Annotated in this window: 15 protein-coding genes and 1 pseudogene; 4 read left to right on the forward strand and 12 right to left on the reverse strand. The window is 74.4% G+C overall.

Translation table 11 applies throughout. From position 1 onward, the window contains the following. Position 1: 1 nt before the first annotated feature. The 3 genes from pgsB to ACGFIR_RS02330 are packed head-to-tail and all read left to right on the forward strand — an operon-like array spanning position 2 to position 2,828. Complete coding sequence (gene pgsB, locus ACGFIR_RS02320) at positions 2-1,279, forward strand: poly-gamma-glutamate synthase PgsB (RefSeq protein ID WP_393004793.1); 1,278 nt, start codon at positions 2-4, stop codon at positions 1,277-1,279. Continuing rightward, positions 1,276-1,761, forward strand: a complete 486-nt coding sequence (locus tag ACGFIR_RS02325; RefSeq protein WP_393004791.1) for a poly-gamma-glutamate biosynthesis protein PgsC/CapC — start codon at positions 1,276-1,278, stop codon at positions 1,759-1,761. The genes pgsB and ACGFIR_RS02325 overlap by 4 nt, the downstream gene beginning before the upstream one ends. Before the next feature lie 26 nt (positions 1,762-1,787). Then, a complete protein-coding gene (locus ACGFIR_RS02330; protein WP_393004789.1) occupies positions 1,788-2,828 on the forward strand; it encodes a C40 family peptidase in 1,041 nt (346 codons plus the stop codon). 12 nt (positions 2,829-2,840) lie between these two features. On the opposite strand, the gene ACGFIR_RS02335 is transcribed toward ACGFIR_RS02330, so the two are convergent. The 3 genes from ACGFIR_RS02335 to ACGFIR_RS02345 all read right to left on the reverse strand — a co-directional run bounded on the left by ACGFIR_RS02335 (position 2,841) and on the right by ACGFIR_RS02345 (position 5,608). Next, positions 2,841-3,764 (reverse strand): hypothetical protein, encoded by a 924-nt coding sequence (locus tag ACGFIR_RS02335; protein ID WP_393142777.1) that lies wholly within the window; start codon positions 3,762-3,764, stop codon positions 2,841-2,843. A 95-nt stretch (positions 3,765-3,859) separates the two neighbouring features. After that, on the reverse strand, positions 3,860-4,624 hold the full coding sequence (locus ACGFIR_RS02340; protein ID WP_393142779.1) for a crotonase/enoyl-CoA hydratase family protein: 765 nt from the start codon (positions 4,622-4,624) through the stop codon (positions 3,860-3,862). 75 nt (positions 4,625-4,699) lie between these two features. Next, positions 4,700-5,608, reverse strand: coding sequence for a DMT family transporter (locus ACGFIR_RS02345; protein WP_393004786.1), 909 nt, complete (start codon positions 5,606-5,608; stop codon positions 4,700-4,702). Positions 5,609-5,803: 195 nt separating this feature from the next. Between ACGFIR_RS02345 and ACGFIR_RS02350 the strand changes: the two genes are divergently transcribed. Further along, a complete protein-coding gene (locus tag ACGFIR_RS02350) occupies positions 5,804-6,655 on the forward strand; it encodes a Rieske 2Fe-2S domain-containing protein (RefSeq protein WP_393142781.1) in 852 nt (283 codons plus the stop codon). A 333-nt stretch (positions 6,656-6,988) separates the two neighbouring features. Here the strand turns inward: ACGFIR_RS02350 and ACGFIR_RS02355 are convergent. The 9 genes and pseudogenes from ACGFIR_RS02355 to ACGFIR_RS02395 all read right to left on the reverse strand — a co-directional run. After that, positions 6,989-8,119 (reverse strand): annotated as a pseudogene (locus ACGFIR_RS02355) (LysM peptidoglycan-binding domain-containing protein); the annotation flags it as partial. Positions 8,120-8,135: 16 nt separating this feature from the next. Continuing rightward, a complete protein-coding gene (locus ACGFIR_RS02360) occupies positions 8,136-8,564 on the reverse strand; it encodes a hypothetical protein (protein WP_393004783.1) in 429 nt (142 codons plus the stop codon). After that, positions 8,561-9,028: a TadE/TadG family type IV pilus assembly protein gene (locus ACGFIR_RS02365; RefSeq protein ID WP_393004782.1), complete on the reverse strand. Its 468-nt coding sequence runs from the start codon at positions 9,026-9,028 to the stop codon at positions 8,561-8,563. Before ACGFIR_RS02365 ends, ACGFIR_RS02360 begins: the two co-directional genes overlap by 4 nt. Continuing rightward, positions 9,025-9,507, reverse strand: coding sequence for a TadE/TadG family type IV pilus assembly protein (locus tag ACGFIR_RS02370; protein ID WP_393142783.1), 483 nt, complete (start codon positions 9,505-9,507; stop codon positions 9,025-9,027). The genes ACGFIR_RS02365 and ACGFIR_RS02370 overlap by 4 nt, the downstream gene beginning before the upstream one ends. A gap of 9 nt (positions 9,508-9,516) precedes the next feature. After that, on the reverse strand, positions 9,517-9,720 hold the full coding sequence (locus tag ACGFIR_RS02375) for a hypothetical protein (protein WP_393004778.1): 204 nt from the start codon (positions 9,718-9,720) through the stop codon (positions 9,517-9,519). A 26-nt stretch (positions 9,721-9,746) separates the two neighbouring features. Beyond that, entirely contained in the window at positions 9,747-10,625 is an 879-nt protein-coding gene (locus ACGFIR_RS02380; protein WP_393004776.1) for a type II secretion system F family protein, read from the reverse strand. 108 nt (positions 10,626-10,733) lie between these two features. Then, on the reverse strand, positions 10,734-11,633 hold the full coding sequence (locus ACGFIR_RS02385) for a type II secretion system F family protein (RefSeq protein WP_393142785.1): 900 nt from the start codon (positions 11,631-11,633) through the stop codon (positions 10,734-10,736). Between the two features lie 4 nt (positions 11,634-11,637). Further along, complete coding sequence (locus ACGFIR_RS02390) at positions 11,638-13,170, reverse strand: CpaF family protein (RefSeq protein ID WP_393142786.1); 1,533 nt, start codon at positions 13,168-13,170, stop codon at positions 11,638-11,640. Then, positions 13,160-13,960, reverse strand: a complete 801-nt coding sequence (locus ACGFIR_RS02395; protein WP_393142788.1) for a ParA family protein — start codon at positions 13,958-13,960, stop codon at positions 13,160-13,162. The genes ACGFIR_RS02390 and ACGFIR_RS02395 overlap by 11 nt, the downstream gene beginning before the upstream one ends. Positions 13,961-13,962 lie beyond the last annotated feature (2 nt).

The following is a 13,962-nucleotide window of genomic DNA, read 5'->3' on the forward strand; positions in this document are numbered from 1 at the left end:
CATGTTCTACCTCTACACCGTCTACAGCCTCTGCTGCCTCGCGCTCGTGGTGGCGGGAGTGATCGAGCAGCGCAACCACTACCGCAACCTCAACACCATCCCGCACCGGGTGCTGGTGAACGGGATCCGGGGCAAGAGTTCGATCACCCGGCTCTGTGCGGGCGCGCTGCGCGGTGGCGGGAAGGTGGTGGTGGCGAAGACCACCGGCACCGCCGCCCGGTTCATCTTCCCGGACGCCAGCGAGGAACCGGTGCACCGCAAGTTCGGGATCGCCAACGTCGTGGAGCAGATCGGCATCGTCCGGCGGGCCGCCGTCTACCACCCGGACTCGCTGGTGATCGAGTGCATGGCGGTGATGCCGGCGCTTCAGGAGATCAACCAGAGCAAGCTGATCCGGTCGAACATCGGGGTGCTGTGCAACGTCCGGGAGGACCACCTCGCCGAGATGGGCCCCACCCTCGACGACGTCGCGCGGTCGCTGAGCCGCTCGATGCCCGAGGGCGGCATCTGCATCACCGCCGAGAAGGACAGGCTGTCGATCCTGGAGCAGGAGGCGGCCAGGCGGAACTGCCGGTTGATCGCGGTGGACCCGGAGTCGGTGACGGATCAGGAGATGGCCGGCTTCGGGTGGATCACGTTCAAGGAGAACGTGGCCATCGCGCTCGCCGTCGCCGCTGAACTCGGGGTCGACCGGCGCAGCGCGCTGACGGGCATGTGGTCGGCGCCGCCCGATCCCGGAGTGCTGTCCGTCGCCCGGGTCCTGCACCGCAACCAGCGGGTCCGGTTCGCCAACATCTTCGCGGCCAACGACCCGGAGTCGACGTACATGAACATCGAACAGCTCGAGAAGCAGCGGCTGATCGGCCGGCCGTTGACGATGGTGATCAACTGCCGGCCCGACCGTGTGGAGCGGAACGGGCAGATGGGTACGCTCGCCGGCCGGGTGCAGCCGCAGAGCGTCGTGCTGATCGGTGAGATGACCCGCAGCGCCCGGGTCAACGTTCCGGCCGAGCTGCAGAGCCGGGTCGTCGACCTGGGCGGCAAGCTCCCGCCGGACCGGTTGCTGGCCGAGGTCATGGCGGCCGCGGGCGAGAACGGGTCCGTGGTGGCGGTCGGCAACATCCACGGACAGGGCGAGGTGCTGTTGCACGAACTGGCCGCGCTGCCGAGCTGGGAGCCGCAGGACGGCGCCCGCGGCGACTCGATGCTCCGGACGCAGACGACGCCCGGTTTCGACCTGGACGGCGAGACCGTCTTCCTGGAAAGGACCCGTCGGTGACGTTCGGAGGAGAACTCAGTGCGCAGCTCGCCACCGCCTGCCTCGGCATCGGCCTGGTCTTCGCGCTGCTCTGCTATCTGACCACCAACCTGTCGCCCGGCGGCATGATCACCCCGGGCTGGATCGCGTTGGCCCTGATCGAGGACCCGCTACAGGCGGGGGTGATCGTCGTGATGACCGTCGTCACCTACGGCCTCACCCGGCTGATGCAGCGGATGGTGATCCTCTACGGCAAGCGCCTCTTCGCCGCGATCGTGCTGCTCAGCGTCTTCCTCCAGATGACGCTCTTCGTGATCGTCCAGCGTGACCTGCCGCTGCTCTTCGCGCACCAGACCCTGGGCTTCGTGGCCCCGGGGCTGATCGCGTACCAGCTCGTGCGGCAGCCGCCGAAGGCGACCGTGCTGGCCACTCTGATGGTCACCGCCATCACCTACGGCGTTGCCTTCAGCGGCGTCGTGGCCGGCTTCGTCCCGGTCACCTGACTGAGACCCACCTACGAGGGATCGGCATGAACTACCGGACCTACTCCCGTACCCAGGCGATGCTGATGACCGTCGCCGCCTTCGCCCTCCTGGCGGGTGGGAGCTCCTTCACCTACGTGGCCGTGCGCCACACCACCCCCGAGCCGGTCGAGCTGACTCTGGGCGAGGAGGCCGAGGTCGCCAGCACGACCGCCGGCGAAAACTACCGGCGGTTGACCGGGCCGGACCGGACCGAGATGCTCGATGCGGAGGGCAGGACGGTCGCGATCATGACCGACGGTGCCCGTACGGTGCACATCGCCGGCCCGCGACGCACCTTCGCCGAGCCACGGTTCACCAAGGCCAAGGTGGAGGCCGAGTTCTGGGTGCGGCTCGCCCCGAAGGAGTGGCGGGCGGGCGCGGAGAAGGAGAAGTGGTTCGTCGACTGGCTGGCGAAGGCCCGCAAGGACCGTTCACCGGATGTGCTGGCGGTGGCCCGCGAGTACACCTATGTGGCGAAGCCGAAGAAGGACGCGGAGGGACGCCAGTACTCCGGCGACGCGGCCTTCGGGCCACTGTCGGACAAGGACCCGGACGGCCGCGCGGAGAACTCGGACTTCTACGACTACCTCGGGGTGTCGTGGTCGTTCCCCGACAAGGAGGAGAAGCCCGCGGCGGCGCACATCCGGAGCCTGGACTGCTCGGGCTTCCTGCGGATGGTCTACGGCTACCGGCTCGGCTACCCCCTGCGCGGCACCAACACCGCAGGCCCGGGTCTGCCCCGCCGCGCGTACGCGATGGCCGCCGTGGGACCGGGCACCCTGCTGATGCCGAACACCGGCAAGCGGGCGCGCGAACTCGACCGGCTGCTCCCCGGAGACCTGCTCTTCTTCAACGCCGGCCCGGTGCAGGGCGCCAACATCGAGCACTCCGGGATGTACCTCGGTGTGGACGACCGTGGCCACCACCGGTTCATCTCCAGCCGTACCACGGCCAACGGGCCGACCATGGGCGACCTCGGCGGCGAGTCGATCCTCGACGGCACGGGCTACTGGGCGCTGCGCTGGCGGACCGCCCGCCGGATCTGACGCGGCCGGGGGTCACGCCGGGGTGAGTTGGCCCGCCAGCGCGGCCACCACCCGGTCCCTGGCCTCCGCGTCGCGCCGGAAGGACCAGCTCAGCTCCAGGTGCACGAAGACGCTCTTCGCCTCGGCGGCGGCGCGGCCCTGCTCGTTGCGCTTCCCCTCCAGTTGGCCGCACCGGTTGACCCACGCCCGGCACACCTTCAGGCCGGCGTCGGAGAGGCCGTCGGCGATCCGGCGGGCGACCGGACGCACCGGGGCCGAGCCGGTCGACACCACGGCGTCGGAGGACGGCAGGTTCCGGTCGGCGAAGCCGTGCAGCTGGACCTGGTCGAGGCCGTTCTCGGCGAACTCGATCGCGAGGACGTGGAACAGCGACCTCTTGTTGTGCGCCACGTCGGCGTCGCCGTTCCCGGCCTCCCGGTGGGCGCCGGCGACCAGGAGCACGCTGGCGGGCACCTGGCGGTGCAGCGACAGCCCCAACTTCTCCGTGTTGATGTCGAACCCCGGATGCGGCACCTCGATGACCGTGCGTGGCGTCGCGCTCCGGTCCACCAGTACGGCACCCCACGTCCGATCGTCGGAGCCGCTGGCGAGGTAGAGGCTGAACGGCCTGCCGGTCGCGGGGTCGGCTCCGTGGTGGGCGTCCAGGCCCAGTTCCGCGAAGAGCGGATCCGTGTCGGCGGTGGTGCTCCAGTCGTCGAGCAGGGCGCGTACCGCCTGCCGGGCCGTCGCCCGCTCCGTGGAGTCCGGATCGCGGTAGGGGTTCTCCCGGGACAGCCCGGCGGTCAGCCCGGCGATGAGCAGCTCCGGGTCGGGATCCTCCCGCTTGCCCGGCTCAGGCTTCTCGTCGGCGCAGGCACCCGTGCCGAGTAGCGCGACGGTCGCCGCCGCCAACAGTTCCCGACGGGTCGGACCAGGGGCCGTAACCGGTCTGCGCACCCGTGCAGGCTAGCCGAGGCGCCCGGAGGCGCGGTGCGCCGATCCACCGGGGCGTTCCGGGGTGCCGACGGGCTTCGGTGGGTCGCACGCCGCCCTCAGCGCGCGGGCTCGCCGTGCCGGCCCGCGCCGGCGGCGAACCGGGCGGCCCCGGCCGCCGCGTCGGCGGCCAGCGACTCCGTCCCGTACGCCAGCTCGACCTCCAGCGCCGCCGGTTCCGGCAGGCCGGCGCCGGCGAGCACCGCGGCCCGGTCGTTGCGCAGGCAGGTCTGCGGGTGCCGGGCGATCTCGGCCGCCAGCCGCTCGGCCGCCGCCCGGGACTCGCCCGGCGCGACCAGCCGGTTCACCAACCCCATGTCGTACGCCTCGTGGGCCGGCACCGGCCGGCCGGTGAGGATCAGGTCCATCGCCCGGCTCTCGCCGATCAGCCGGGGCAGCCGGACCGTGCCCCCGTCGATCAACGGCACCCCCCAGCGGCGGCAGAACACCCCGAGCACCGCGTCGGACTCGGCGACCCGTAGGTCGCACCAGAGCGCCAGCTCCAACCCGCCGGCCACCGCGTGACCGGAGATCGCGGCGATCACCGGCTTGCTGAGCGCCATCCGGGTCGGACCCATCGGGCCGTCCCCCTGCGCCTCGACCCGGTTGCCGCTCGGCGTGCCGATGGCCTTCAGGTCGGCCCCGGCGCAGAACGTGCCGCCGGCTCCCCAGAGGACCGCCACCGAGGCGTCGGGATCGGCCTCGAAGGCGCGGAACGCGTCGGCCAGCGCCCGCGCCGTCGGCCCGTCGACCGCGTTGCGGGCCGCCGGCCGGTCCAGGATCACCGTGGTCACCGCCGCGGCGCGTTCGACGCGTACGCCCATCGGGACAGCATGCCCCCGGCGGTGCCGGCGGCGCCAGGGGCGCCGGTGCGGGGCGGCGCCGAGGCGCCAGGGGCGTCAGGGCCGGCGCGGGCGGACCAGGGTGGCGCCCAGCGCGGCGCCCACCACGCAGGCCACCCCGGCCACCTGCGGCCAGGCCAGCAGCTCGCCCAGCAGCACCAGCCCGACCAGCGCGCCGATCGCAGGTTCCAGGCTGAGCAGGATCGCGAAGACCCGGGCCGGCATCCGGCGCAGCGCCGCCATCTCCGCCGAGTACGGCAGCACCGACGACAGCAGCGCCACCGCCGCGCCCAGCGCGAGGGTCCACGGGTCGAGCAGCGCCGTGCCGCTGCTGGCGACCCCGAACGGCAGTACGGCCAGCGCGGCGACGGTCATCCCCAGCGCGAGGCCCCGGCTGCCCGGCACCCGGGCGCTGACCGCCTTGCCGAGCAGCACGTAGCCGGCCCAGCCGACCGCCACCGCCAGGCAGCACAGCAGCCCCAACCGGTCCACCCCGGTCCCGCCGAGCCCACTGATCAGCAGCACCCCGCCGCCGGCCAGCACCGCCCACGCCACGTCGGCGAGCCGGCGGCTGGCGGTGAGGGACACCAGCAGCGGCCCGGCGAAGCCGATGGTGACCGCGACGCCGAGCGGCACCCGTTCCAGGGCCGCGTAGAAGGCGAGGTTCATGACCGCAAGGGACAGCCCGAACGCCCCGACCAGCCCGGCGGTACGCCAGCCGAGGCGCAGCCCCGGCCGGGCCAGGACCAGCAGGACGAGCGCGGCGAAGCCGAGCCGCAGCGTGGTGGTGCCGCCCGCGCTGGTGCTGCCGAAGAGTTGTTTGGCGACGGCCGCCCCGACCTGGGTGGAGAGCATGCCGAGCAGCATCAGCAACGGGGGCGGCACGGCCCGGGGCTGCCCCAGCGCGAGCGTCAGGCGGCTCGCCGGTCGACCGGCCGGCAGCAGGCGGGAGGAGAGTGCGTACACGCGGACCACAGTGGCCGTGGACGGTACGGTCCGCGACCCGATTCCCACGCAGCGCCCGCACGACGGCCGCCGCGTACGGCGTGCCCGGCCAGCGGCGCGTCCCGTTTACGGGCCGGCGGGGGCCTCCTCACGTACCGCTGCGGATCCGTCACCGCCGACCGGTTTGCGGCGGCTCCTGCCGGGAAGTCGGTACGGGTGCGAGCAATCCTGACGAAGATCGAGCAGGCATCCGGGCTGGACCGGGTCGGCGACCGGTTGCAGCGTGCCGTCCAGGCCACCCTCCGACCGCAGCGGGTCCGTGACCTGCTGCACGGCGTCTGGCTGGGCCATCCGCTGCACCCGGCGATGGTGCAGGTGCCGGTCGGCGCGTGGATCAGCACGGCGATGCTGGACCTGATGCCGGGGCAGCGCCGGGCCGCCACCACCCTGTGCGCGGTGGGTACGGTCAGCGCGCTGCCGGCCGCGGTCGCCGGCCTCAACGACTGGGCCGCGCTGGCTCGCGACCAACGCCGGGTCGGCCTGGTGCACGCCGCGGCCAACAGTGTCGGCCTCGCGCTCTACGCCGGCTCGGTGGCCGCCCGGACGACCGGCCGGCACAACCTCGGCCGTACGCTCGGCTTCCTCGGCCTCGGCGCGGCCAGCATGGGGGCGTACCTCGGCGGGCATCTGGCGTACAAGCAGGGCGCGCAGGTCAACCAGAGCATCTCCGAGCTGCACCGGATGAGCGACGGCTGGCACTCCATCGCCGACATGGCCACCCTCCCGCAGCGCGAGCTGATCACCCGGGAGGTCGACGACGTCTCGGTGATCCTCTACCGGCACGGCGAAGAGGTCACCGTCATGCTGGAGCGCTGCCCGCACCAGAGCGGCCCGCTGGGCGAGGGCGAGGTGCAGGAGATCGACGGGCACGCGTGCGTCGTCTGCCCGTGGCACGGCAGCGCGTTCCGCCTCAACGGCGGCGAGGTCGTGCACGGCCCGTCCGGCAACGACCAGCAGATCCTGCCGACCCGCGTCGTCAACGGCGTCCTGGAGACGCGCCTCCCCTGACCGGGTCCCACCCGGCCGGCGTGGGCCACGCCCGTGGTGTGGAACACGGCACCACTCTGCCCACCGCCCGCGGCGGGTCGGTCAGGGGCGGCGGTGGCGGCCGATCGACGTGTCGGGCGTGGAGCCGCTGTGGGCCCGGCCCGTCAGCCCGTTGTCGTGGGTGCCGGCACCCGGGGCGGTCGTGCCCGCGTGGTCGCTGGGGTGCGCAGAGGGGCCGGCCGGGGATGCCGCCTCGTGGCTGTCCGTACCGGCCCGGCCGGCCGTGGTCGAGCTGCCGCGCGACGTGGTGCGGACCCCTCCGCGACCCGCGCCGCGCCCCGCCAGGGCGGTGCCACGGCGGGCGGCGACCGTGGACCGGCCCGCGCCCGCCGGCACGTGCGCCGGGCGGCGGCGCAGGCCCAGGACCGCGCCGATCTGCGCGCCGACGATGCTCGCCACCGCCAGGACGGCGGAGACCGCGAGGGGCCGGTTCACCCGGTCGGGGTCGCTGGCCCGGGCCGCCCCCACCGTCACCGTGGGGGCCTGACCAGCGTCCGTCGCCGGCAGCACCGGGGCCTCGGCCGCCGGCGGGGCCGGCGTCGCGCGTTCGGGGGTGGCCTGCCCGGGCGCCGGTTGCGGAGCCGGCCGCGCGGGCGCGGGCGTGGCCGGGCGGGCGACGAGGCGGCCGGTGGCGTGCCGGCGGGCACCCCGGTCCTCGGCGTCCCCGGGAAGCTTCAGGAGCTGCCCCGGGTGGATCCGGTCGGGGTCGCCGAGCCGGTTCAGCTTCGCCAGTTCCCGGTAGTCGTCGAACTCGTCCAGGTAGCGCTGGGCGACGGCGCCCAGGTGGTCGCCCCGGGCCACCCGGTAGACCGCCACCCCGTCGTCGGAGGTGACCGACGCGTCCGAGACTGCCGACGCCGGCCGCACGTGCGGAACATCCGTGGCGGGCTGAGCGGGCAGGGCGGCCGACAGCGGCCGGGCGACCTGAGCCGTCGAGGCGGGCCAGGTGTGCGACAGCGGGGCGGCCTCCGCACGGGCCACCGACGCGGCCGAGGCCGCCGTCGTCGCGTACGGGCCGGCGACCGCCGTCGCCGCGCTCGCCGCCGGGCTCGCCGCGAGGATCAGCGCGACGGAACCGACCAGCGCGGCGGCGGCCCGCTGCTGGCGGCTCATGCCGGGCAGTCGGGGCGCGGGCCGGCGCAGCACCTGCGCGCAGAGCTCGACCAGCACGGAGAAGGCGAACGTGGCCCAGCCGAACCAGCCGGCCAGGGCCAGCGCCCGCAGGAAGAGCCGCCCGTCGTCGCGGCTGGTCAGCGTCGAGCCGATCTCCGCGACGGTGGGAACGTGGTCGGGCAGCGGGTTGCCGGCGAGGGCGAGCAGCGCCACCGGCGCGCCGACCAGCACCGCGCAGAGCACGACGAGCGCGCCGAACCCGGTCAGGATCCGTCCGGTCCGCCGTACGACGGAACGCCCCGATGCGGCCATGGCTGCCTTCCCTTCCTTACGGTGCCCCGGTGAGCGGCCGCGCGGTCGCCTCCCCGGAGACGGTGACGGTCTCGTCGAAGCCGAACAGGCCGAGCAGGGATCTGCGGTGCGTGACGGTGACGCGTACCCGGACCCGGGTCTCCCCCTCGACGACCGGGAAGCTGACGGTGTGGCCGGCGGCGCCGGCCGCGGCGAGGTAGCCGGCGACGGCCCGGCGGGCCTGTGGGATGTTGATCCGGGTGGGTCCGCCCTCGATGGCGGTGGCGCGGTCGATGGCCTGGCCGCCGGCGCGGGCTGCCTCGGCCGCGAGGTTGTCGGCCCGCTGCAACGTGCGGAGCTGGCCCGCGCCGTCGAAGGCCATGGCGATGACGGCGAGGACACCGAACATCGCCACGGCGAGGAAGATGCTCACCCGACCCCGGTCGCACCGGCCGGCGGTGGTCATCCCCTGCTCCGGTAGCGGTCCAGCGGCGACGTGAAGCTCGCCGACACGCGCGTGCCGCCGGGCATCCCCGGCAGGGCGGACAGGCGCAGGTCCGCGTAGGAGACCGTGCACGCGATCCGGACGGTGACCGAGGCGTCCCGCCCGACCGGGCTGCGGAACGCCGCGTCGAAGCTGGTGGGGGCGCCGCCCACCGCGCCGCTGAACGTCACCTCGGGAGTTCCGGTGCAGTTCAGCCCGCGCCAGTCGAGCTGCCGGCGGGCCGCGTCCCGGGCCTCGGCGCGGGCCGTGCGCGCGTCCCGGGAGATCGAGGCGGCCCGGGCGGCGTCGTGGGCGGCGGCGTCGATCGCCTCGCCCGCCACGGCGGTACGCCCGGCCACGCCGGCCAGCACGATCAGCGCGATGAAGGCCGGGGCGAGCACCGCCACCTCGATCGAGACCGAGCCCCGCTCGGCGGTACGACTCATGGCCTGGTCCACCGTTCTACGGTCCCGTGGGCGGTCTGGCGTACCCGGAAGCTGACCCCGGGTACGACCGACAGGGACCGCCCGCCCACCGTGCAGGTCACCTCGGTCCTGGTGCGTTGGCAACTCGGCTCGGGATCCTCCCAGCCGACGAGCCAACCGCCCGAGGCCCGCAGGAACTGGACGGCCCGGGCCTTGCCGGCCCCGGCCGGCGCCTGGTGCAGCCGCTGGGCGTTGACCCCGCTCTGTGCGGCGTGGAGCGCGGTGGAGCGGGCCACGAACCAGGCGGCGGTCTGGATCGACGCGAAGAGGAGCAGCAGGATCGCCGGCAGCACCACCGCCAGCTCGACCGGGCTGGCCCCGCGCTCGTCCCCGCCGGCCGTGACCCGCCAGGCGACGGCGCGACGTCCGACGACGGACGTGACGGGGTGCCGGGCGGCGGTGGCCGCCCGGCACCCCGGGGCGGAGTCTGCTCGGCGCACGACCCGGCGTTACTTCGGGTCCTGGTGGGTGGGAATGTTGTCCATCCAGTCGTTCGCGGAGGCGAGGGCGGCGGCGGTGACCGCCATCGCCACGGCGACCAGACCGAAGATGATCACGGCGGTGGGTACGGGGCTGTCGCCCCGCTCGCCGTCCTCGCGCAGCTCGGCCAGGCGTGTCGTCAGGGCGATGTGCAGGCGGTTGATGACGGACATGACGTGCTCCTTCTCTCGGGGACGGATCACAGGCGGGCGACGAACGGATAGACGGCGAAGCCGAGCAGGACGAAGACGAGCAGCGCCCCGGGAATGTCGAGCCGGCTCGTCACCCCCTCGGCCCGCGCCAGGCTGTCGGTGCGGATCTGGTCGCGCAGCGAGTCGGCGCGGCTGCGCAGGGTCTCGTGCACCTGCGCGCCCTCGCTGCCGGAGGCGCGCATGATCGCCCCGACGTCGCCCAGTTCCGGGATGCCGATGCGCTCGGCGAGGTCGCGAAGCTCGTCCCACGGCGAGTGCATCTGCATCTGGGCGATCCGCAGGGACTCGGAGATGCGGTCGAAGACCCAGCCGTCGCAGACCGCCGCCGCCCGCTCCAGCGACTGCACCGGCCCGTGCGCGGCGGAGAGTTGCAGGGCGACCAGGTCCAGGTAGGTGCAGACCGCCTGCCGGAACTCGTCGCGCGCCTTCTCTGCCTGGTCCAGCACCGACCGGTGCGCGATCAGGGCGCAGAGCAGCGCCAGCCCGAGGCTGCCGAGCACGGGTACGACGAACGGCAGCCGGATGCCGACGGCGAACAGGGTGGCGCCGAGCAGCGTCGGCGCGGCGAGCCCGATCAGCGTGGAGAGCAGCATCGACAGGGCGTACTGCTCGGGCGTCCGGTCGATCAGGGCGAGCTGCCGGTGCGGTGGCCGCAGCCAGCCGGACAGCCCGGTGAGCCACTCCAGGCGCCGGTCGACGGGCGCGGCGAGCTGCCCGCCGCCGGCCGGTTGGTGCAGCCGGCGCAGCGCGGGCCCGAGCGCGGGGGTGGCCGGCACCAGCTCGCGGACCACCAGGAAGACGCCCAACCCGACCGCCGCCCCGCCGCAGACGGCGATCGCGAGCTGCCAGTTGACGACGACACTCACGGGGCTGGCCTTTCGTTCGCGACTGCGGGGCTCGCAGGCTCACTCCTCGCGCTCACGGGGCCGGCCTTTCGTTCGCGACTGCGGGGCTCGCAGGCTCACTCCTCGCGCTCACACCAACACCTCTTCCGGGTTCGGCGCGGGCAGGAAGCGCGCCGGCCGGCGGGGCTGGCTCATCGACCGCACCCAGGCCAGCAGGCCGACGAAGGCCGCGCCGAGCGCCGCCATCACGAGCTGCCCGAAGGGCGTGCCGTACGGGCTGATGTACTCGGTGTTGAGCAGCCCGTACGCGACGGTGGCCAGGGTCATCCCGGTGAGGAAGCGCACCGCGAAGCGGGGCTGGGTGCGCTTCGCCTCGATCTCGCGGCGGGTGGCCACCTCGGCCGCCGCCGCCTGCGCGATCGAGCCGAGCACGTCGCCGAGGCGGTCGCCCCGGTCGGTCACGTGCAGGATCAGTGCCGCCACCACCTGGTCGCAGACGGGGTCGCCGATCTCGTCGGCGAAGGCGAGCAGGGCGGAGCGGGCCAGCCAGCCGGCCTGGAGGCGGGCGGCGAGCAGCCGTACCTCCTCCTGGATCTCCTCCGGCGCGGTGGCGACCGTGCCGATGATCGTCTGCTGGAGTCCCTGGCCGGTGGCGGAGACGTCCTTGAGCCGGCGCGTCCACTCGCCGACCGCCTCGACGCGGGCGATGGCCCGCTGCTCGGCCCTGCCGACGGAGAACAGCCACGGGGTGCCCGGAACGGCCACCGCGACCAGCAGGCCGACCACCGGCAGACCGGTGAGCAGGAAGGCCAGCGCGCCCGCGACCAGGGCGCCGACCAGCAGCGCCTGGTGCGCCCGCTGCTCGCGCGCGGTGGTGCCGGAACCCTTCCACAGCCGGTCGAGCCCCCGGCCCGCGCCGGGCCCGCCGGGTGGCCGGCGGGTGCCGACCAGCGCGACGACCGCCAGCAGCAGCCCCGCGACGCAGGCGGCCCCGGAGACCACCGCGATGAGTTGGACGTTGTCCAGCACGGGGTCACCGCCGCCCGAGGCGGGTGTGCCGGGGCCGCCGCCACGCGCCCGTGCCGGCCTCGATCCACCGGCTGAGCAGCCGGGCGTCGTAGCCGACGCGGAGGAGCTGGGCGCGGATCCGTTCGGGCAGGTGCCGGGGTACGGCCCGCCCGTCCGGGCCGGGCCCGAACACCTGGGTGGTGGTGATCCGGTTGCCGTCGCCGACGCCGATGACCTCCTCGATGTGCGAGACGAAGCGGTACTTGCGCCCGCCGATCGCCGTCTCGTCCTCGACGGTGACGTAGACGATCAGGTCGAGCGCGTTGCCGGCCATCCGGCGGGCCTGGTCGACGGTCATCTCCCGGCCGTGCGCGAGCGCCAGCTCGATGATCCGCTCGCTCACCCCGGCGGGCGTACGCGCGTGGATGGTGCACATCGAGCCACGGCTGGTCGTCATGGCCTGGAGCATCGGGACGATCTCCCGGGACCGGACCTCGCCGACGATGATCCGCAGCACGCCCATGCGCAGGGAGACCGGGATCAGGTCGGCGATGCTCACCTCGCCGGCCGGGCGGCCGTCCGCCCCGCGTTCGCCGTGCCCCTCCCGGGCCTCGAAGCTCATCACCGCCCGGTGCTTGAGCCGGCGGCGGGCCGGCAACAGCTCGCGGCTCTCCTCCAGCAGCACGTACGGCTCGTCGGCCGGGATCTCGTCCATCAGCGCCCGGATGACGGTGGTCTTCCCGGCGCCGGCGAGCCCCGCCACCATGATGTTCAGCCCGGCGCGCAGGGACGCGCGGAGGAAGTCGCGCACCAGCGGATCGATCATCTCGTCGAGGTCGTCGCGGCCCCCGGCGAGGTCGTCGAGGCTCACGTCCAGCGTGTTGTGCTTGCGGATGACCGCGTACGGGCGGTGGCTGACCAGGAACACCGCGGCGAGCCGGCTGCCGTCGGGCAGTTGCAGGTCGAGCGTGGGCTTGGAGGTCGACAGCGAGCGCTCGGTGGCCCCCGCCCGGCGGGCCGCCGCCTGGAGGATCTCCACCAGCTCGTCGTCGCTGTCGGCGATCGGCTCCACCCAGTCGACCCCGCCGCCGTGGCGGGTGACGCGTACCTGGTCGCAGCCGAGGATGTGGACCTCCTCGATGGTGTCGTCGACGAGCAGCGTCTGGAGGCGGCCGAGCCCGGCCAGCTCGGCGGTCACCTGGTCGAGCAGGATGCGCTCCTCGCCGGCCGCCATCGGGGTGCCGGCCCGGCGCACCGCGTCGGCGTACTCGGCCACCACCGCCACGGCGAGCCGGGCGCGCTCGGTGTCCTCCTCGTCGACGGTGAACTCCCGGCCGCGCTGCCACAGGGTGAGCCGTTCGCTGAGTTCCCGGCGCAGCTCGCGGACCACCTGGAAGTCGACCCGGGGCCGGGGAGGCGGCTCGGGCCGGGGCGCGGTGACCGGCACCGGCAGCGGGGCCGAATGGTGCCGGCCGTTGGGCGGGGCCAGCGGCGGCACCGTGGACGTGGCGCCGGGCGGGTGCCGGCGCGGGTCGCCGGAGACCGGTTCAAACCGCATCCGGCACCCCCTGCGACACGGGCCAGGCCAGCCGGGCGCGCCGGCGTTCCAGCAGCGCCCCGACCGGCACCTCCAGGGCTCCGGCCGCGCGCATCAGGGGTCGACCGGCCCGCACCGTGCCGCCCAGGTTGAGCACCTCGGCCGTACGCGGGTCGTGCGGCAGCCGGGCGATCACCGGCAGCCGCAGCGCCTTGCTGACCTCGCCGCTGCCGTGGCCGTCGCCGACCAGCAGCAGCCGCAAGGTGCCCGGCGGCACCCGGTGCTCGGCGAAGTCCCGCTCGATCGTCCGGACCAGCGCCCGGGTGCCGGAGAGGTCGGGCAGCCGGGCGCCGCTGACCAGCAGCACCACCGAGGCGGCGCGCAGGACGGGCCACGGTGGACCGACGACGTGCAGCCGCCCGCAGTCCACCACCACGTCGTACGGCGGGTCGCCGCCCTCCAGGCTGCCGAAGAAGTCGGCGAACCGCTGCCAGAGCGGGGTGACGCTGCCAGCCTGGGCGGGATCGACGACGCCGGGCAGCAGCAGCCGCTCCCGCTTCGGCGCGTCCAGGTCGACCAGCTGCGACCAGAACGCCGACTCCAGGTTGCCGTCGCGCAACTCGCCGACCGCCAGCTCGCCGATGCCCCGGGGGCCGTCGAGCGCGCCGCCCAGGTAGCCGGCGAGGATCGACCCGCCGGCCGGGTCGCACTCGGCGAGCACCAGCCGCCGGTGCCAGGTCAGGGCGCAGGCCAGGGCGGTGGTGGTGACGCCCGGGGAGCCCTTCGCCGACACCAGCGCGATGATCGCCATCC

It is taken from the genome of Micromonospora sp. NPDC049051 (assembly GCF_043197575.1).
Classification (GTDB): domain Bacteria; phylum Actinomycetota; class Actinomycetes; order Mycobacteriales; family Micromonosporaceae; genus Micromonospora.